This is a genomic window from Telmatospirillum siberiense (genome assembly GCF_002845745.1).
GTDB lineage: Bacteria > Pseudomonadota > Alphaproteobacteria > Rhodospirillales > Magnetospirillaceae > Telmatospirillum > Telmatospirillum siberiense.
Map to the genome: position 1 here is coordinate 1 of NZ_PIUM01000036.1, position 18,979 is coordinate 18,979.

Annotated in this window: 20 protein-coding genes; 16 read left to right on the forward strand and 4 right to left on the reverse strand. The window is 62.8% G+C overall.

Translation table 11 applies throughout. The features are described 5' to 3' along the window. Positions 1-288 precede the first annotated feature (288 nt). From CWS72_RS22700 to CWS72_RS22735, 8 genes are all read left to right on the forward strand, one after another. The gene (locus CWS72_RS22700) at positions 289-753 is read left to right on the forward strand and encodes a MarR family winged helix-turn-helix transcriptional regulator (RefSeq protein ID WP_158240786.1); all 465 of its coding nucleotides are present in this window, start codon (positions 289-291) and stop codon (positions 751-753) included. Next, positions 750-2,801, forward strand: a complete 2,052-nt coding sequence (locus CWS72_RS22705) for an FUSC family protein (protein WP_158240787.1) — start codon at positions 750-752, stop codon at positions 2,799-2,801. Before CWS72_RS22700 ends, CWS72_RS22705 begins: the two co-directional genes overlap by 4 nt. Positions 2,802-2,814: 13 nt before the next feature. Beyond that, positions 2,815-3,006 carry a DUF1656 domain-containing protein gene (locus tag CWS72_RS22710; RefSeq protein ID WP_101252944.1) on the forward strand — a complete coding sequence of 64 codons (192 nt, stop codon included), beginning with the start codon at positions 2,815-2,817 and terminating at the stop codon, positions 3,004-3,006. Then, positions 3,003-3,920 carry an HlyD family secretion protein gene (locus CWS72_RS22715; protein ID WP_101252945.1) on the forward strand — a complete coding sequence of 306 codons (918 nt, stop codon included), beginning with the start codon at positions 3,003-3,005 and terminating at the stop codon, positions 3,918-3,920. Before CWS72_RS22710 ends, CWS72_RS22715 begins: the two co-directional genes overlap by 4 nt. A 217-nt stretch (positions 3,921-4,137) precedes the next feature. Continuing rightward, positions 4,138-5,265, forward strand: a complete 1,128-nt coding sequence (locus CWS72_RS22720; RefSeq protein ID WP_101252946.1) for an HD domain-containing phosphohydrolase — start codon at positions 4,138-4,140, stop codon at positions 5,263-5,265. Next, a complete protein-coding gene (locus CWS72_RS22725; RefSeq protein WP_101252947.1) occupies positions 5,262-6,074 on the forward strand; it encodes an N-formylglutamate amidohydrolase in 813 nt (270 codons plus the stop codon). Before CWS72_RS22720 ends, CWS72_RS22725 begins: the two co-directional genes overlap by 4 nt. 116 nt (positions 6,075-6,190) lie before the next feature. Then, positions 6,191-6,463, forward strand: a complete 273-nt coding sequence (locus CWS72_RS22730; RefSeq protein WP_101252948.1) for a DUF2312 domain-containing protein — start codon at positions 6,191-6,193, stop codon at positions 6,461-6,463. Positions 6,464-6,613: 150 nt separating this feature from the next. Then, positions 6,614-7,588 (forward strand): NAD-dependent epimerase/dehydratase family protein, encoded by a 975-nt coding sequence (locus CWS72_RS22735; protein ID WP_101252949.1) that lies wholly within the window; start codon positions 6,614-6,616, stop codon positions 7,586-7,588. 169 nt (positions 7,589-7,757) lie between these two features. Here the strand turns inward: CWS72_RS22735 and CWS72_RS22740 are convergent, their stop codons facing one another. Further along, complete coding sequence (locus tag CWS72_RS22740; protein WP_101252950.1) at positions 7,758-7,976, reverse strand: hypothetical protein; 219 nt, start codon at positions 7,974-7,976, stop codon at positions 7,758-7,760. A 173-nt stretch (positions 7,977-8,149) separates the two neighbouring features. Between CWS72_RS22740 and CWS72_RS22745 the strand changes: the two genes are divergently transcribed. Next, entirely contained in the window at positions 8,150-10,177 is a 2,028-nt protein-coding gene (locus CWS72_RS22745; protein WP_241911859.1) for a 3'-5' exonuclease, read from the forward strand. 4 nt (positions 10,178-10,181) lie between these two features. Here CWS72_RS22745 and CWS72_RS22750 read toward each other — a convergent pair whose 3' ends face one another. Further along, entirely contained in the window at positions 10,182-11,120 is a 939-nt protein-coding gene (locus CWS72_RS22750) for a LysR family transcriptional regulator (RefSeq protein WP_101252951.1), read from the reverse strand. 158 nt (positions 11,121-11,278) lie between these two features. Here CWS72_RS22750 and CWS72_RS22755 point away from each other — a divergent pair, with 158 nt between their 5' ends. Genes CWS72_RS22755 through aroQ form a run of 6 tightly spaced genes read left to right on the forward strand, consistent with a single transcriptional unit; the run spans position 11,279 to position 15,671 of the window. Continuing rightward, positions 11,279-12,241, forward strand: coding sequence for a ketopantoate reductase family protein (locus CWS72_RS22755; RefSeq protein ID WP_101252993.1), 963 nt, complete (start codon positions 11,279-11,281; stop codon positions 12,239-12,241). 3 nt (positions 12,242-12,244) lie between these two features. Then, entirely contained in the window at positions 12,245-12,631 is a 387-nt protein-coding gene (locus tag CWS72_RS22760; RefSeq protein ID WP_101252952.1) for a VOC family protein, read from the forward strand. Between the two features lie 31 nt (positions 12,632-12,662). Further along, positions 12,663-13,124, forward strand: coding sequence for a MaoC family dehydratase (locus tag CWS72_RS22765; RefSeq protein WP_101252953.1), 462 nt, complete (start codon positions 12,663-12,665; stop codon positions 13,122-13,124). A 20-nt stretch (positions 13,125-13,144) separates the two neighbouring features. Then, complete coding sequence (locus CWS72_RS22770; protein ID WP_101252954.1) at positions 13,145-14,383, forward strand: CaiB/BaiF CoA transferase family protein; 1,239 nt, start codon at positions 13,145-13,147, stop codon at positions 14,381-14,383. After that, complete coding sequence (aroE, locus tag CWS72_RS22775; RefSeq protein WP_101252955.1) at positions 14,380-15,201, forward strand: shikimate dehydrogenase; 822 nt, start codon at positions 14,380-14,382, stop codon at positions 15,199-15,201. Before CWS72_RS22770 ends, aroE begins: the two co-directional genes overlap by 4 nt. Before the next feature lie 23 nt (positions 15,202-15,224). After that, a complete protein-coding gene (aroQ, locus tag CWS72_RS22780; RefSeq protein ID WP_101252956.1) occupies positions 15,225-15,671 on the forward strand; it encodes a type II 3-dehydroquinate dehydratase in 447 nt (148 codons plus the stop codon). Positions 15,672-15,708: 37 nt separating this feature from the next. Here the strand turns inward: aroQ and CWS72_RS22785 are convergent, their stop codons facing one another. After that, a complete protein-coding gene (locus tag CWS72_RS22785; RefSeq protein ID WP_101252957.1) occupies positions 15,709-17,322 on the reverse strand; it encodes a sensor domain-containing diguanylate cyclase in 1,614 nt (537 codons plus the stop codon). Between the two features lie 238 nt (positions 17,323-17,560). Here CWS72_RS22785 and CWS72_RS22790 point away from each other — a divergent pair, with 238 nt between their 5' ends. Continuing rightward, the gene (locus CWS72_RS22790; protein WP_241911860.1) at positions 17,561-18,022 is read left to right on the forward strand and encodes an SDR family NAD(P)-dependent oxidoreductase; all 462 of its coding nucleotides are present in this window, start codon (positions 17,561-17,563) and stop codon (positions 18,020-18,022) included. Between the two features lie 389 nt (positions 18,023-18,411). Here CWS72_RS22790 and CWS72_RS22795 read toward each other — a convergent pair whose 3' ends face one another. Further along, positions 18,412-18,954, reverse strand: a complete 543-nt coding sequence (locus CWS72_RS22795; RefSeq protein WP_199175894.1) for an NUDIX domain-containing protein — start codon at positions 18,952-18,954, stop codon at positions 18,412-18,414. Positions 18,955-18,979 lie beyond the last annotated feature (25 nt).

An 18,979-nucleotide genomic window follows, 5' to 3' on the forward strand; every position in this document is an offset into this window, starting at 1 on the left:
GAGGTTCGCCGTCAAATACCCGAGGTGGGAGCCGTATGCGGGAAAGCCGCACGTACGGATCTGTGCGGGGGGCGCTCAGCAATGAGCGTCCCTACCGCGATCCCCGAAGCGCCAGCGGAGGAAGCCCGAGGCGGACGGATGTCCGCCGCCCGGCGTATGAGGGGTAACAATTTAAACCAGGGCAAGCGGGTTCACCCGATTGCCCTGGCAGACCCCATCATGGCCCTTGAAAGGAACCATATTAATAGGTTACTATCAATATGGTTCCTCATAATAAGGTCAGGATTCATGTCAGCCGATCTTGGGCAGATGCGCCGGGATTTCGGGCTTCGGACGATTCGTCTGGGCCGCCATTGGCGTGCCATCGTCGATGGGGAGACATCGTGCTTCGGCCTGACGGCCTCCTCCTGTCGGCCCTTGTTCCATCTCGGGAAACTGGGCGACGGCGTGCGGCCGAAGGACCTGGCCGACGCGCTGGACATGGAGCCGTCCTCGTTGGGCGAGTTGATCGACCGTCTTGAGGAACAGGGGCTGGTGCAGCGGCGGGACGCGCCGGGTGACCGGCGCTGCAAGACACTGCATTTGACGGAGAGCGGGCAGGAGATGTACCGGCGGATCGCCGGCGTGGTCTCCTCCGTCGGGGAACATCTGACCGCCGGCATTTCCGATGCCGATCTGGCCGCCTGTCTGCGTGTTTTCGCGCAGATCGAACGCAATGTGGAAACCCTCTCGGGAGCGGGACGCAAAGCGTGATCAGCGGAGCGCTTGCCAGTCTATCGGCCGCCGGGCGCGGTCTTGGGGAAAGTTTGCGCGCCGTTTCGGCGCCGCCGCCCGCCTACATTCATGCCGCCCGCGCCGTCTTCGCCGCCCTGCTGGCGCTTTGGGTGGCCTTTCAGCTCGAACTCTCCACGCCCTATTCGGCGGCGACGACCGTGCTTCTCGTGGCCCATCCGGTCCATGGCATGGTGCTGTCGAAAAGTCTTTACCGTTTGGCCGGAACGGTGATCGGCGCCGTGGTCGCCGTCGCCCTGATGGGCGCCTTCGCCCAGACCCCGGAATTGTTCATTCTGGGGCTTAGCCTGTGGATGGGGCTTTGTACCGCGACCTCGACGGTGCTCAACAATTTCCGTTCCTACGGCGCCGTGCTGGCCGGCTATACGGTGGTTCTCATCTGCCTGCCGATCGTCGATACGCCCCAGGACATTTTCAATGTCGCCGTCAACCGCGTCTCGGTGGTCACCGTCGGTATCGTCTGCTCGGCCCTGGTCGCCTCGCTGACCACCTCGCGCGGCGCCCTCAAGACCCTGGAGACGAGATTGGTCGTCGTTCTGGCGGCGCTTGCCGATTATGTGCGGATGGCCCTGTCGTCGGGGGACGTCCTGGTGATGGAGAAGGCCCGCCGGAAGCTGGCGGGCGATATCGGGGCGCTGGACAGCCTCATCGAATATGCCGTGGTCGAGGCCCCGGAAATCGCCGGCATCGGCGAGGGTCTGCGCGGTGCCATCATGGCGATGCTCGGGACCATGACCATCGCCACTTCATCCCATGCCGCCCTGGCCCGGATCGGCGCCGCCGCTCGGCCCCAGGACCTGACCGATGGTATCCTGGCGCTGATCGGGCGTCTGGCCGATATCGTCGCGACCAAGCCGGAAATGGCGGCCGTCCAATCGCTCAAGGACGATCTGGCGGCGCTTGGCGGCCGCCTCGAAGAGGCTTTGGACGCGCGCGACCGTCCGTCGCTGGCCGTGCTCGATCGCCTCGGCGAATTGCTGGACGAAATCGGCCTCTGTCTCAGTGGTCTCGGTGTCCTGCTCGGGCAGAAGCCGCCGGCGGATATCGTTCCGGTACGTCTCCACGCCGAGTGGGGGTGGGCGGCGATCAACGGCCTGCGCGCCACCATTACCGTCTGGCTGGCCGGCGTCTTGTGGATCGCCACGGCATGGCCGGGCGGGGCGACCATGGTGGCGATGATCATTCCCAATGTCGGGCTGCTGTCCCTGCGCAGCCGGCCGGACGTCGATTCCATCGATTTCATCTGGGGAACCCTGCTGGCCACGGCGGCCGGGCTTTTCTGCCTTGTTTACGTATTGCCGCAGATTTCCGGCTTTCCGTTGCTGGCCCTGGTCCTGGCGCCCTTTCTGTTCGAGGCCGTGGTGGCCACCATGACGCCCGGGACGGTGTTCATCGGGGTCGGTTTCTATGTTTTCTTCATCACCTTGCTGGCGCCGTCCAATCCGATGACCTATGACGTCGAGACCTTCCTCAGCAACGCCCTGGCGACCGTCGCCGGGGCGGCCCTCACCACGGTGGTCTATCGGCTTGTCCTGCCGGTCGACCGGCGCCGCAATGTGCGGGCCCTGGTCCGGGCCATCCATGCCGATATCGAGCGCTTGACCCAGCAGCCCGAAGGCATCGCCCGGGCCGGTTGGGAAGCCCGCATGCATGATCGTCTGACCCGGTTGGGAAGCCATATGCGCGCGGCGGGTGTCGCCCAGGACGGCCTGTTGCGGGGAGGCTTCGCCGCCTTGCGAATCGGCCGCGAGTTGCTGCGGATCCGCGACCTGAATCTCGATCCGGCCGGCGCCGCGCTTGCCGGGAAGGCGCTTCTCGCCCTGCGGCGTCTCGGCGAGACGCCGCATCTGGCGGTGCGCACCAGCGACGCCGTCGCGCGCGACCTGCTGCTTTTGGCGGACGGACGACCGGGCCAGACGGCCCTGTTTCGCGCGGCCGCCTCATTTACCGAAATCGCCATTCTGCTGGGGCGCCACCGGCGTTTTTTCCAGTTTTCCGCAAAGACCTGATCTCGAGGAGTTCATGAGTAAGGAAGCCGAGTTGGCGGGCGTTTATTTTTCGCCCTTCGTTATCGAATTGCTGATCGCGGCCGTGGCGCTGCTGTCTTTGCGCTGGCTTCTGGCCCGCATGGGATTGCTGAGCCGCGTCTGGCATCTGGGGCTGTTCGAGATCTCGCTCTTCGTCATGATCCTGTGTGTGGTGGTGTACCAATGATCAAGCGGTTCCTGCGCGTGGTCGTCACCCTGGCCCTGGCGGCGGTCGCCGCCGTCCTGTCCGTCGCCCTGTGGCATCACTTCATGGTCGATCCATGGACCCGCGACGGCCGCGTCCGTGCCGAGGTGGTGCGCATCGCCCCCGAGGTCGCCGGCACCGTTTCCGAGGTCCGCGTGGTCGACAATCAGTTCGTCCACAAGGGTGACGTTTTGTTCGTCATCGATCCCGAACGCTTCAAGCTGGCGCTCACTCAGGTCCAGGCGGCGGTCGACAGCCGCGCCCAGGACCGTCGCGTCGCCCTGGCGAAAGCTCAGCGGCGGGCGGCCTTGAGCGATCTCGTGGCCTCCACCGAGGAGAAGGAGCAATACAACGGCAGCGCCGGCGTCGCGACGGCGGCGGTCAGCGAGGCGCAGGCCCAACTCGATTTGGCCAAATTGAACCTGACCAGAACGACCGTGCGCTCGCCGGTCAACGGCTATGTCACCAATCTCAATCTCAGGGTCGGCGACTACGCGTCGGTGGGGCAGGCGGCCATTGCCGTGGTCGACAGCGATTCCTTCTGGGTCGCCGGATATTTCGAGGAGACCAAGCTGGGCGCGCTTCACGTCGGGGATGGGGCGGTCATCGAACTGATGAGCGATTCCCGCCCCCTGGCCGGCCATGTCGAAAGCCTGAGCCACGGCATCGCCGATCAGAACGGCGACGCCTCCACCAATGGCCTGGCCTCGGTCAATCCGGTTTTCACCTGGGTCCGCCTTGCGCAGCGCATGCCTGTGCGCATCCATATCGACAGCGTTCCGCGAGGGCTTTCCCTGACGGCCGGGATGACCTGCACGGTGATCGTCGGAACCCGCAGCCGGTTTGTCGACGACCTCCGTTTCGCATACCGTTCCCTGACCGCCGGACTGATCTGACAGGGCGGCCGGGCGTTCCGGTCGGTCATGAAAATCCCACTCTTTGCAGAAAGGGAAATGAATGTGATGATGGGGGTATGACTGCGGCGGGGTTGTTTGCAAAACCCTAAAAAATATATGTTCCGCCGGCGTCATACAATTATGGATTAAGCCATGGGCGCGTATGCCCGTCCAGTTTCATCCAAAACGGCCCCTCTTTAAGGATTAGAGAGAGAAAATGTTGTCTACGGTCAGCGTGCAGGACGGATTGGGGCAGGACGGTTTCGCCTTCAATCTGTTCACCCTGCACGATCGTATCAAGGCCATCGCGCCCTTGCGGGCCTTGTCGCGGATTGCCATAGCCGTCTATGACGCCCGGTCGGATCTGCTGCATACCTTCATTCATTCAAGCGGCGGCGTGCAGCCGCTCAGCAATTACGACGCCAAACTGTCCGAGGTTCCGTCCCTCCAGGAGGTGGCGGCGAACGGCGCGCCCAGGGTGATCGACGACCTGGGGTGCTATCGTCCCGATGCCTTGCATACCCGCAAACTGTTGGAACAGGGGTACCGGTCGAGTTACACCGTGCCGCTGATGAGCGGCGGGAAGTTGAAGGGGTTCCTGTTTTTCAACGCCGAGGAACCCGATTTCTTCGCCCCCGGCGTGATCGCCCAGCTTTGGCCCTATGCCCAGATCATCGCCCTGGCGGCGGTCATCGAATTGGAGAAGATCGATGTCATGCAGGCCGCGGTCAGCACGCTCCGGCAGATCAGCGGCCAGCGCGACGAGGAGACGGGCGCCCATCTGCAGCGGATGTCGCGCTATTGCCGGCTGATCGCCCGTGTCCTGGCCGACAGTCATGCCTTGAGCGACGATTACATCGAATTCCTGTTTCATTTCTCCACCCTGCATGACGTGGGGAAGGTCGCCATTCCCGACAGCATCCTTCTGAAGCCTGGGCGGTTGGATCCGGACGAGGTGGCGGTGATGCGCCTGCATGTCGTAAAGGGGCGGGAGATCGTCGAGATGATGGTCGAGGAATTCTCCATGGGCCGCCTGCCGCAGATCGGCATTCTGTTCAATGTCGTGGCCTATCACCACGAGAATTGGGATGGTTCCGGCTACCCTTATAAACTGGCCGGCGAGGCGATTCCCCTCGAGGCGCGCATTACCACCGTCGCCGACGTTTTCGATGCCCTGACCAGCCGCCGTCCCTACAAGGACGGTTGGCCCAACGAAAAGGCCTTCGAGTTCCTTTCGGCGTCGCGGGGGACGAAATTTTATCCACCGGCCGTCGACGCGCTCTTGTCGTGCCGCGAGGAAATCGTCACCATCCAGAGACAGTTCACCGAGAGCGGTTTCGATTGACCTTTTCCGTTCCTTCCAGGATCGACCCCGATCCCAACTTCAGCGAGGAGACGCCGCCGGTCGAGGTCCTGGACCCCGACGCCGCCTGCCCGACGCTGATCGTCTGCGATCACGCCAGCAACCAGGTGCCGCCCCGCCTGGCCGGCCTCGGTCTGACGGCGGCCGCCCTGGATCGCCATATCGCCTGGGATATCGGCGCGGCCGTCGTCGCGCGCCGGCTTGCCAAACGGCTTGGGGCATCGGCCGTTCTGTCCTGCGTTTCGCGTCTGGTCATCGATTGCAACCGCCCATTGGGTCATGACACGTCGATCTGCGAGGAAAGCGACGGGACCGGCGTTCCTGGAAACCGGCGTCTGGAGGACGGGCAGGTCCGCCAACGGGCGACCGACTATTTCTACCCCTATCATGGGGCCATCTCGACCCACCTCGGGCGGATCGAGGCGTCGGGAAACGACGCGGCCGCGGTGATCGCCGTGCACAGCTTCACCCCGGAGATGAACGGCCAGGCCAGGCCATGGCATGTGGGTATTCTCTGGAATCGGGATCCGCGGCTGGCCGTGCCTTTGATCGAGGCCCTGCGGGCGGATGGCGGGTTGGAGGTCGGAGACAATCAGCCATATTCCGGACGCACCAGCAATTATACCGTGGATCTTCATGGCGGATCCTGCGGGCGCCCTCACGTTTCCATAGAAATCCGGCAGGATCTGCTGATATCCGACCCGATGGCCGAAGGGTGGGGCGATCGTCTGGCCGATTTGCTGGCGCCTCTTCTGGCCCGGCCCGAGAACCGGTTGCGCCGGATGTTCTGAGCGTCTGGGCAATCCATGCCTCTTGCATCGAACCGGTGCTCCTCGCTATCCTCCCACCCCTGCGCCGGGTCCGCCCGGCTCGATCATTGACCCCATCACCTTAAGGTAAGAGAAACATGCCAGACGGCACGACTTCGACTTCGAACGAGACAATCGGCGGTATTGCCGGCGAGGCTTTGCAGCAGTACGTCGATCGGATCGAGCGGCTGGAAGAAGAAAAGAAGGCTCTCTCGGAAGATATCAAGCAGGTCTATTCGGAAGCCAAATCGACCGGCTTCGACATCAAGATCATTCGCAAGATCATTTCGCTCCGCAAGGTCGAGGAGCATGATCGCAAGGAACAAGAGGAACTGCTCGATCTCTACAAGCGCGCCCTCGGCATGGAGTGACGCGGCACCGGCCGCGTCCGTGGCCGGTGCCGGCGGAGCCTTCCGCCGATAAGAGCCATCTCGGGAAAGTCGCCTGTTACCGGGCGATTTTCCGGGGTGATTTCTCCGGTCCGACCGGCTATATCAGGCCGACTGGCCTTAGGAGACATCATGACATACCTGGTGACGGGCGCCGCCGGCTTCATTGGATTTCACACCTGCCTTCGCCTTCTGGCGCGCGGTGAAGCCGTGGTCGGTCTCGACGTGGTGAACGACTACTACGATCCGGCCTTGAAGGAGGCGCGCCTCGGCATTCTTTCCGAACGTCCGGGATTTACCTTCCATCGCGTCGATATCGCCGACCGCGAGGCCATGGCCGGTGTCGCCGTGCACCATCCGGATATTACCCGGATCATCCATCTGGCGGCGCAGGCCGGCGTTCGTTATTCGCTGGTCAACCCCTACGCCTACACCCGCTCGAATATCGAGGGGCATGTGGTCATGCTGGAGTTCGCGCGCCGGCTGCAGGCTTGCGAACATTTCGTCTATGCCAGTTCGTCCTCGGTCTACGGCGCCAACACCAAGCTGCCGTTTTCCGTCGAGGACCGGGTCGACACGCCCGTCTCGCTTTACGCGGCGACCAAGAAGGCCAATGAACTGATGGCGCACAGCTACAGCCATCTGTTCGGCATTCCCACCACCGGATTGCGTTTCTTTACGGTCTATGGGCCTTGGGGGCGGCCGGACATGTCGGCCTTCCTGTTCGTCAAGGCGATCCTGGCCGGGCAGCCCATCCATGTGTTCAACGGCGGCGACATGCGACGGGATTTCACCTTCATCGACGATATCGTCAGCGGAGTCGTGGCCGTCGCCGACGGGGCGCCCTCCGGCGAGGGAACGCCTTACCGGCTCTACAATATCGGCAACCACCGTTCGGAACCCCTGATGCGCTTCATCGGCATCATCGAGCAGGCGCTCGGGAAAAAGGCCGAGATCATCCTGGAGCCGATGCAGCCCGGCGACGTCAAGGAAACCTTCGCCGACATCAGCGCCATCCAGCGCGATTTCGGTTTCTCTCCGGCCACTGGCATCGAGGAGGGGATCCCCAAATTCGTCGAATGGTACCGGAGCTACCACAAGATCTGAGGTTTCACACGGCGTCCGTGTCCCACCCCATAAGCGCTCGAATATCCCCTCTCCCACAAGGGGCGAGGGCTTATGCTACCGCATATGGGCGTCCCTGCCGGTGTTCCGCCGAAAGGTGGATCCTTTCCGGCTCACGCCGGACACCAGCAGGGACGCCGGTGCCACACCCTTAATCGGCGGCTGTCGGAAGTTTCCGGTAAAGCGTTGAATCGGTAAGCGCCGGCACCGCGACGGTGATCTTGTCTCCGCTTAAACCCTCTCGTTCCAGATAGGCGTGCGGCAAGCTGACATTGGCACAGGAAATCCTCGCCACCGTCCAGGCCGGCATCCGGTAACTGCCGACCTTCATGAAGCGGTCTCCCACGGCGACATCGGCTTTCGCGGACATGATCGTCCCTCCATGTGCTACGAGAAACAGGGTGGCGGCAGGGAACGCGGACCTGACCTTCCCGTCGATATGTGGGTATTTGGATGTTTCCGTGCAAGGGTTGCCGCTCCCCATGGCCTCTGCGAGAATGCGAGGGCGGCGTGGAAACGCCACATTCCCTCGGGGAGGCTCGGGTGAAACGCAAGCGGCACGTCCTGTCCCTATGGCTGGGTCTGACGGTCGGCCTCTTCTGGGCCGGTCTCGTGCTGGCTTGGCTGGCGCCGGGGGGAGACGACGAGGCCCGGACGAATTCCTTCATCCTCTTGGTGTTTGTGCTCGCCGCCGTTTTCACCCTGGCGGTCCTGGCCGTCGTCAGAATTGCGGTCCTGTCGCCCGCCCGGCGGTTGGCGGTCGATCTCGGGGCCGTCGCCCATGGAGACCAACGCCATTCCATCGATGTCGGGCGTTACTCTGCCCTGCCTTCGCTGGCCGAGGCGGCCAATGGTCTGGCGCTGAAGCTGGGGGCCGCCCGTACCGAAATGTCCCTGGCGGTGGCCAGGGCGACCGCCGTGACCGAGACCGAAAAGGCGCGTCTGGCGGCCATCCTCAACGATCTGCATGAAGGCGTGGTGGTCTGCAATTGGCAGCATCAGGTGGTTCTGTACAACCAGATCGCCCTGGGACTTCTTCGCGTCGCCGGCGAGATGGGACTGGGCCGCCCGCTGTTCGGCCTGGTCGCCCGGGAACCGGTTCTGCATATTCTGGACGTTCTCACCCACCGGCCGGAAAGCGGCCCGGACAGCGCCCCCTTCGTCACCGGCACCATCGACGGGCGCTCCTTGTTGCAGGGGCGGATGAGCCTGATCCGGACCCAGTCCCAGTCCCAGATCACCGGCTATGTCGTCACCTTCAACGACGTCACCGAGAGCATCTCGGCCCTGGCGCGCCGCGACGCCATGCTGCGCCAGGTCATCGAATCCTTGAATGGGCCGGTCGGGCGGCTGGGCGATCCCTCCGGCGATCCGGCCGCCGCGGCACGGGAGATCGGCGCGGCGCTCGACCGGGTGAAGGACGATTATCGTCGCCTGCTCACCGGCTGGTGGCCGATGAGCGATATCCATTCGGCAGATCTGTTCGACTATGTCATCCGCCGGCTCGACAATTCCGGCCTCAAGGTCAATATGACGGGTCTGCCGGTGTGGCTGCACGGCGACAGCCATACCCTGGTTCTGGCGCTGGAGGCGTTGTTGAAGGGCGTCGCGGCGGGCACCGGGGCGGCCGAATTCGATCTGGGGGTGGAGGCTGACGGGCGGCACGGCTGGATCTGCCTGACATGGGTGGGCGGCCGGGTCGGCGACGACAGCCTGATCGCCTGGCAGAAGGTCGAAATCTCGCGCGCCTTGGGCGGGATGACGGTTCGCGACGTGATGCGCCACCATACCCGCGAGGATCTGGTCGAGGAGCAGGTGGATGGCCGGGTCACCCTGCGCATCGCCCTGTCGCTGGGCCGCGAGGGGCAGGACCGCGCCGAGGACGCGCTGAAACTTCCGCCGCGTCCCGAGTTCTTCGATTTCAACCTGCTGTCGCAGGCGCCGGCCGGCGATCTGGGGCAGGCCGGCCTGCGTTCCCTGACCTATGTGGTGTTCGATACCGAAACCACCGGACTCAAGCCGACGCAAGGCGATCAGGTGGTTTCCCTGGCGGCGGTGCGCGTGGTCAACGGCCGCATCCTGACCGGCGAGACCTTCAACCGCGTCGTCAATCCCGGACGCCCCATTCCGGCCGAATCGGTGAAGTTCCACGGCATCACCGACGAGATGGTGGAGGGCAAGCCGCCCTTGACGGTGGTTTTGCCGCAGTTCAAGGCCTATGCGGCGGACGCCGTGCTGATCGCCCACAACGCCGCCTTCGACCTGAAGTTCATCCGCATGCGCGAGGCCGAATGCGGCGTGGTCTTCGACAACCGGGTGCTGGACACCATGCTGCTGTCGGCCTACGTCGACGGCACGCCGGAAAACCAGTCCCTGGACGCCATCGCCGAACGCTACGGCATCACGGTGACCGACCGTCATACGGCGCTGGGCGATTCCCTGGTGACCGCAGCCATCCTGCTGCGCCTGATCGATGGCCTGGAGGCCAAGGGCATCACCACCCTCGACCAGGCGATGACCACCCTTGACATGACCATGGAACTGCACAATCGCGGGCTGGCGTTCAACTGAGGGCTTAGCCCAGGGCGTGCTCTCCCCCTTTGAGGAACAATTCCGCGCAGACTCCGCGCAGCCAACGGTTCGCCGGATCGTGGTGAAAGCGGGCATGCCAATGCTGCTTGACCGTGAAGCCGGGAATGGGAAGCGGACAGGCATGAACCTTCAGGCCGCCGAGGGCGGCCAGGGTTTCGCCGATATGCCGGGGCAGGGTGGCGATCAGATCGCTTCCCGACAAGATGCGCGCCAGGCCGAGAAACCCGGGTAATCTGAGCAGCACGCGGCGATCGACGCCATGGATCTTGAGCGCCTCTTCCAGCAGGTCCTGGCCGGTTCCGGAGACGATGTCGATATGGGCCTCAGCCTTGTAGGCGTCGAGCGAAAGCCCTCCGGCAAGGTGGGGATGGGGGTGCTGGGCAAGGCAGACCCAATCCTGCGCATAGAGCGTCTGCTGATAAAATCCGGCCTCCAGGCCGGGAATCAGGCCAATGGCGATGTCGGCGTCCCCCATCTGCAGGGCCTGCGGAATGGTTTCGTCGATCTGCATGGCTTCCAGTTGGACATGCGGCGCATGGGCCCGGATATGGGCCAGCAACTGCGGCAGCAAGGTGATGTGGCTGGCGTCGGTCATGCCGATGCGAAACATGCGGGTTGCCGTCAATGGGTCGAAGACGGGCCCCTGCTCGGATAGCTGCCGCAAGGCCTGCAACACCTGACGCACCGGACCGATCAGGGCATCCGCGTGAGGGGTCGGGCGCATTCCCTCGGAGGTTCGCACGAACAGGGGATCGCCAAACTGCCGGCGCAGATGTCCCAGCCCGATGCTCACGGTCGGCTGGGTCTGCCCCAATTGCTCGGCCGCGCGGGTCACGCTTTGGGTGGCATGGATCGCTTCGAACAGGCGCAACAATCGCACCTCGATCAGGCCTGCCTCATGTTCGTCCGCTTTGACCTTCATCCGGGAACCGCATTATTAAAATTTTCAATGAGTATTATTGAATCCATTGCATATTAAAAACAATCCTCAAAGCCTAAGCTTCCTTCCAACAAATGCCGAGGCGCCGCCGGACAGGCGGGGCAATCGGCGCAAACGACGATAAAAACGGGAGCGACGCCTTGAAGATCTGTTTTGTGGGGGCAGGCGCATTGGGTTGCGCGATTGGTGGGACGCTTGCCAAGGCCGGCTCCCAGGTAACCCTCGTCGATCTCAACCGGGCGCATGTCGAGGCCATCAACCAGCGCGGCCTGATCATGCGCGAAGACGGCGTCGACCGTCCGGTCAAGGTCACCGCCGCCACCGATTACAGCGGGGTTGGCATCGTCGATCTGGTGATCGTTCTGGTCAAATCCAACTTCACCAAGGCGGCCATCGAAGCGGCGAAATCGATCGTCGGGCCGGAGACGGTGGTGATGTCCATCCAGAACGGTCTTGGTCACGAGGACGTCCTGGCCGAGGTCGTCGGCAGGGAACATCTGCTGGCCGGCAAGACCTATGTCGGCGGCGTGCTGCTGGCCCCCGGCCACGGCATCGCCGGCGTCGCCGGAAAACTCACCTACATCGGCGAGTTGGACGGCTCGATGAGCGCCCGGGCGGCCAGGGTCGCCGAGGAGTTCAATCGGGCCGGTCTCAACACCGTCGTCAGTCCCAATATCGTCGGCACCATCTGGGACAAGCTTCTGATCAATGTTGCGACCGGGGCGGTCAGCGCCGTCACCGGACTCGTCTATGGTGGTCTCTACGAAGTGCCGGAAGTCGAGGCGACGGCCCTTGGCGCGGTGGCCGAGGCGATGGCGGTGGCGAAAGCCCGGGGCGTGGCGCTGTCGATCCGGGAACCCCGGGATGCCTGGTTGATGGCGTCCGAGGGACTGCCCTTCGAATTCAAGACGTCGATGTTGCAGAGCCTGGAACGGGGTCAAGCCACCGAAGTCGATTTCATCAATGGCTCGGTGGTGCGGGCCGGCAAGGCCTGCGCTATTCCGACTCCCGTCAACGAAACCCTGGTCGCCTGCGTCAAAGGTATCGAACACCGTCTGGCGCATTTCGGCCCCGCCCCGACCGCGATCCCCGCCGCGAGGTGACCCATGGCCTATGCCAAGCAATCCTACGTCGAACATGTCGCCATCCGCGTCAGGGACATCCACTGGCATATCCGCTTCTTCCGCGACGTTCTCGGCATGACGCTGCGCGAAGTGCAGGGCGAGCCGGATGCGCCCAGACAGGTCTGGACGATTGGCGGAGTCCAATTGGCCTCCGAGCCGGGCTTCGAGGGACCAGAGGGACGCCTTGCCCATATCGGCGTCATGACCGAGGACCTGGAGGGGGCTCTCGCCGAGGCGGAGCGATGGGGCGTACGGCATCTCCCGCAAGGACGCAACTGGCTGCAACTGCCCGACGGCCTTTGTCTGGAACTGATACAGGCGAGCGGCCCCGCCGTCGCCCAGGCGTTGGCCATCGATCCCAGGGCTTGAGACCCGGGTTTTCACAAGGACACGGAAAGACATGAGCGAGCCGATTGTTGAGCGCTACTACGACGACGTGACGGTGGGAGATCGGGGCATCAGCCCGAATTTCACGGTCACTGCGGACCACATCATGACCTATGCCAATCTCACCGGCGATTTCACGCCGGTGCATACGGACGAGGAATACGCCAGGACCACGCCCTTCGGCACGCGCGTCGCCCACGGATTGCTGGGGCTTTCCCTAACGGATGGATTGAAGACCCAGGCCGATTTGCGCTTCCAGCCCGGCATGTCGTTGGGCTGGACCTGGGATTTTCGGCTGCCCATCAAGATCGGCGACACCGTTCATGTGAAATTCCATGTCGAAAGCATGCGCACGGTCAGCAAGCCCGGATGGGGCATCGTCGTGTTGCGCTCCGAACTCATCAATCAAAAGGACGAGGTCGTTCAGCTTGGCGAACATCGCCTGATGATCCCGCGGCGTCCCGGTACTTTCTGATCAAGGGGGAGTCACATTTCATGACCGATCAACCGAACACCCAGCCGCTTCCCCTGGCCGGCATCCGCGTCATCGACTACAGCCATTTCCTGGCCGGCCCCCATTTGTCGCGCTGTCTCGCCGCAATGGGAGCCGAGGTGATCAAGGTCGAACGCCCGAAGGAAGGCGACGCCGGTCGCGCGCATCCCATTTTCGTCAAGGGCCAGAGCGGCTATTTCCTTCAGCAGAACATGGGAAAACAGGGTCTGTGCGTGAATCTCAAGGATCCGCGCGGACTCGAACTGCTGCAAAAACTGGTGGCGACGGCCGATGTTTTCGTCGAAAACTACCGGCCCGGCTCGCTCGATAAACTGGGCCTGGGCTATGCGGAGCTTTCCCGGATCAATCCCAGGCTCGTCTATTGTTCGATTTCGGCCTACGGCCATACCGGCCCCGATTCGCCGAGGCCGGGTTTCGGCCTGATCGCCGAGGCCAAGAGCGGCTGCATGGCCCAGCTCGGCAATCCCGGCGAGGCGCCGCCCCTGATGCGGATGCCGCTGGGCGACATGTACACCGCCATGCACGGCGTCGCGGCGGTTTGCGCCGCCCTTTACGGACGCGGCAGCACCGGCAGGGGCCGGCATATCGATCTGGCCCTCTATGACTGCCTGGTCTCGATGCATGATTACGCCGTGCAGCGCTATACCCTGAGCAACGGCACGGAAATCCCCGTGCAGACGGGCTCGGTGATGCCGGATTCCACCATCTATGGCGCGTTTTCGGCCAAAGACGGCAATCTGGTGATCGCCGCCCAGGTCGATGACGCCTGGAAACGCCTGGCCCGCCTGATCGGCGGAGAGGCATTGGAGTCCGATCGAAGGTTTCTCGATCCGGCCAGCCGCAACGCCAATCATCGGGCGGCCGAAGCCTATGTCCGCGATTGGGTGAGCGCGCAGCCTTCGGCCAAGGCCTGCATCGCCCTGCTCGATGCCGCCGGGGTGCCCTGCGCGCCGGTCCAAAGCATCGACGAAGTGATCGCCGATCCGCAGGTCGCCGCCCGCAACATGATCATCGAACAGGACCATCCCATCCTGGGGAAGGTGAAGCTGGCCAATTTGCCCTTCCGCTTCTCCGATTGCGACGCGACGCCCAAGACCGCCGCCCCGCTGCTGGGGCAGCATAACCGGCCGATCGCCGAGGCGCTCGGTTACGCGCCGGCCGACATCGAAAGGATGGTCGGCGATGGCGTTCTTTATGCGGAGGAGGCCGTTTCCTCATGAACGATCTCTACGCCGTTTTCGGCAATCCCCTGGGGCATACCAAATCGCCGTTCATTCACGGTGAATTCGCCCGGCAAACCGCGCAGAATTTGGACTACATCGCCATCGAGGCGTCGCCGGGCGGTTTCGCGGCGTCGCTCGACGCGTTCAAGATCCTGGGCGGCAAGGGGGCCAACGTCACCGCTCCCTTCAAGGTGGAAGCCTTCGCCCTGGCCGGCGATCGCTGTCAGCGGGCCGAGTTGGCCGGGGCGAGCAACGCGCTGAAATTCGAGGACGGCCGGATCATCGCCGAGAATTTCGACGGTGTCGGGCTGGTCGCCGATATCCGGGAAAACCTTTGTACGCCGCTGCGCGGCCGGCGGGTTCTGATGCTGGGGGCCGGTGGCGCCGCCCGTGGCGCGGCCCTGCCCATTCTCGAGGCCGGGCCGGCGTCGCTCACCATCATCAATCGCACCGTGGCCAAGGCCCATGCCCTGCGCGAGCGGTTTTCGTCCTTCGGCGATATCGTTTCGGGCGGTTACGCCGATCTGGGGGCGGGGGATTTCGACATCGTCATCAATGCGACCTCGGCCAGCCTGCGGGGCGAGTTGCCGCCGATCACCGAGAGGGTCTTCGCCCGCGCCGGCCTGGCCTATGAACTGGCCTATGGAAAGGGGCTGACCCCGTTCCTGAAATTGGCCAAACGTTCCAGCGTCGACCGGCTGGCCGATGGTGTCGGCATGTTGGTGGAGCAGGCGGCGGCGGCGTTCGCCTGGTGGCGGGGTATCCGTCCGGCCACCGGTCCGATGATCGAAAAAATCACGGTTCCGTTGATTTAATTCATAAGAACAGAGAGGATCACATGACGAAGATTTTGGCCCTGCACGGCATCAATCACAACATGTTCGGCAAGAGGGACCCCGTCCAATACGGCAGCTTTACCCTCCAGGATATCTACAAGAGCATCGAGGATCTGGGCCAGGAACTGGGCGTCGAGGTCGAAAATTTTCAGACCAATGACGAAGGCGCCATTTGTCTGAAAATCCACCAGGCGTTTCTCGACGGTGTCGACGCCATCATGATCAATGCCGGCGCCTGGACCCATTACAGCTATGGTCTGCGCGACGCGCTGGCGATCTTCACCGGGCCGATCGTCGAGGTGCACATGTCCAATGTCCATGCCCGCGAGGAATTCCGCCATCATTCGGTGATTTCCGCCATCGTGCGCGGCCAGATCGTCGGATTCGGGATCGATTCCTACACCCTGGCCCTCAGAGCCTGCGTCGGAATGCTGGCAAGGGATAAATAGCAAGACAGACGCGAAGAGGGGAAATCGATTCGTCCGTTCAATTTCCCCCTTCGACCAACTGCCGGCCGGGGGCGGCCCGCGCTTGCTTGTCCCGATACATGGCCTGGTCGGCCACCGCCAGCAGTTCCTCGGCGGTTTCGCCGTCGTCCGGGAAACAGGCCTGGCCGATGGACAGACCCACGGCCAGGTTTCGATCGTTAAAACGAACCGGCGCCGCCATCGCTCCCCGGCAATGGTCGGCCACCACGGCCACCTCGGCCGGAGCATCCACCAGATCGCCCAACAGCACGGCGAACTCGTCACCTCCGAGCCGGGCCAGCACGTCTTCCTGGCGCAGTACCTGCGACAGCCGTTGCGCCACCGCTTTCAGCGCCGCGTCGCCCACCTCGTGGCCGAAACCGTCATTAATCCGCTTGAAGCCGTCGAGATCCAGGAACAGCACCGCCAACTTGGTATGATGCCGCCGAGCTCGCGAAAGATAGCGGGCGAACGCCTGATCGAATGAGACCCGGTTGGCCAGCCCGGTCAGCCCGTCGCACAGGGCCTGTCGCTTGAAGTCCTCTCGGCTGTCCAGAAGAGTGGCAAGCAACCGGTTGAACGCGAAAGTCAAATGGCCGACTTCGTCGTCACGTTCCACGGGAAGGGGGGAAAACGGTATTTCCTCGCGCGACATCCGATCGGCCAAAGCGGCGGAGCGGTGGAGCGGCCGCAGCATCAGTCGCAAGACGACGAACCCGCCCATGGCGACGAGGGCCACGGCGATTGCGCCCAGGGTCAGGACGTGGCGGCTCAAGCCGGCGATTGAAGCAAACAATTCCCCGGTCGGAATACGCGCCACCACGAACCATCCGGCGCTGGGGATCGGTACGGTGGCCGCCACCTCTTCGACCCCGTTGACGCGTCGGTCGACGCCGACGCCGAAAATCCCCCGCATGGCCAGATCATGTTGATGGTGCAGACCTGCGGGCGGTACCGGCCGTAATGCCAATTCGTCGTCCGAGGCGCCGAGGAAGATGCCGTCCCGAGGCGAGACGAGCACGAACCCGCCGCTTTGCCCCAAATGGGTATCGTAGAGCGCGCCAAGGAAACTTCTGGATCGAAGGGGGGTGACACCCACCAGCACCAAGGCTTCTCGACCGGGGCGCCGTCGCACCGGCACCGCCATGGCGATTTGCGCCACGCCGGACCGGAGCCCAATTACCGGACGACCCAGGGCAAATCCTTTGGCGACGGCCCGTTCCAGGAAATCGCCCGAAATCGCGCCGTCGCCATCCGCCCCCAGGGTGTCCGGCACGGCAGCCAGCCTCTTTCCCGTTGCGTCGACCAGTTCCACGCCCGTCCTGAACAGGCCGTTCGCCTCATCGAGCCTGCCTTGTTCAGGGTGGGACGATGAATAATCGCCATCCAGGCTGCCGGCCATGTGCTCCGCCAGGTTCTCAAGCATTTCACGACGCACGATCAGGTCGCGGTCGATGGATCGCGCCACATAGGTGCAGATGGCCGTGAGCTGCGACGAGGCTTGGGCAATCAGTTCGCTTCGCATATAAGCGGCAAGAAAGACAAGTTCGGCCACCACTCCGGCGACCACCAGCGTGACGATAAAAAGGACCAGCCGCGCGCCGAGGGTCTGCAGCCTAAAGAAACGCGCCAATCACTTCTCCTTGAATCTTAACGAAAGTGGCGTTGACTATACGCAGGAGCATTTCTTCCAACCACCTTCAATCGGCGATAACAAGACAATGTCGATTGTCTTGGAAATCCGAGCGGGGTAGGAACTGATCGCTTAACGGGAGTTCTTCGAAATGGTCCAGCGTCACCGCTAGCGCGGAAAAAGCCACTCTTCTTCGCGGCAGAAAATCCGCAGACTGGGACATTTTTTCGAGAACATCATGCAAAGATTGATTGGAAAGACGTGCGTCGTCACCGGCGCCGCGCGCGGTATCGGTCGCGCGATCGCCACCCGTTTCCACCATGAGGGCGGCACCGTCATCCTGACCGACCGTGACGAAATCGCGGGGACTGCGGCCGCCGAGGAAATCGGGTGCCGCTTCGAGCGACTGGACGTTCGGATGGAAGCGGATTGGAGTCGACTGGCCCGGCGCGTTGCCGTGGTCGACGTCGTGGTCAACAATGCGGGCGTGACCGGGCTTGAGCTGGGAAACGTCGCCCATGACCCCGAACATGCGAGCCTGGAGGCGTGGCGCGAGGTTCACGAGGTCAACCTCGATGGAACCTTTCTGGGCTGCCGCTACGCCATCGGCGCCATGAAGGATCGCGGCGCGGGATCGATCATCAACATTTCGTCACGTTCGGGGCTGGTCGGCATCCGCCGCCATTCTCGCGTCGGATGAGGCAACCTATATGACGGGGGCCGAGATCAATATCGACGGGGGACTGCTCGCCGGGTCAGCCGCGTCGCCCGGTTGAGGAGGTGACCCGCGCTTCGGAGATGGCCAACGTCAGTTTCACGATTGCTTGATTTGCCTGCGGGAACGCGGATACGGGCCGTCGACCGAGGGTGCGGACGTCCTTAAAAAAAACGGCGATGGTTCGTAACGGCCGGCACGGATCCCTGAATGTCGTTGGTGGGCGCAAAACAGCGGCGATGGGCCGTAAAGGGAATGGCGGGTTTCGGAAACGGGATGGCGTTAACGGACATTGCGCCGAGCGGGGCTACGGCGAAGTCTGACCCAATCCTGCCCTTCCGGCCTAGCGGCTCCCCCGCATCCACACCTGACCTTCAAAAGCTGATGATCCCCTTAATTTGCAAAAATCCTAGAACTGCCAACGTTGTCGCGTCCTTAATACTTCCAGATTCAATCATCTCCTTGACTTCATCAAAGGTGAAGCTCTGACTGATGAGGTCGATCTCTTCTGGGTCAAGGTCCTGCTCGCCATGGGTCAATCCTTTGGCAAGAAAAATATTGAATCCCTGATTCGAATAGCCATATGCCTGGAATAGATGCCCAACTTCCGTCATGCGTTCGGCGGTCAAACCTGTTTCTTCTTTAAGTTCAGCGCGAGCGAGATCAACCGGTGTTATTTGTGGGACATTTTCCCAACTACCTTGTGGTAGTTCCCAGAAGCGGCCAGATACAGGATATCTGTATTGCTCGACGAGATGGATCCGATCTCCGTCTATTGGCGCGATAACCGCATAGTCTGGTTTCTCAACTATCGAATAGAGACCCACTGTTCCATTTTCGCGACGAATGTCGTCTTCCCGGACACGCATCCATCTGTTTTCGTAAACTATTCTCGTGGCCATTTTTTCAATCATCATTCAGGTTCCCGTTCTGAGGTATTTT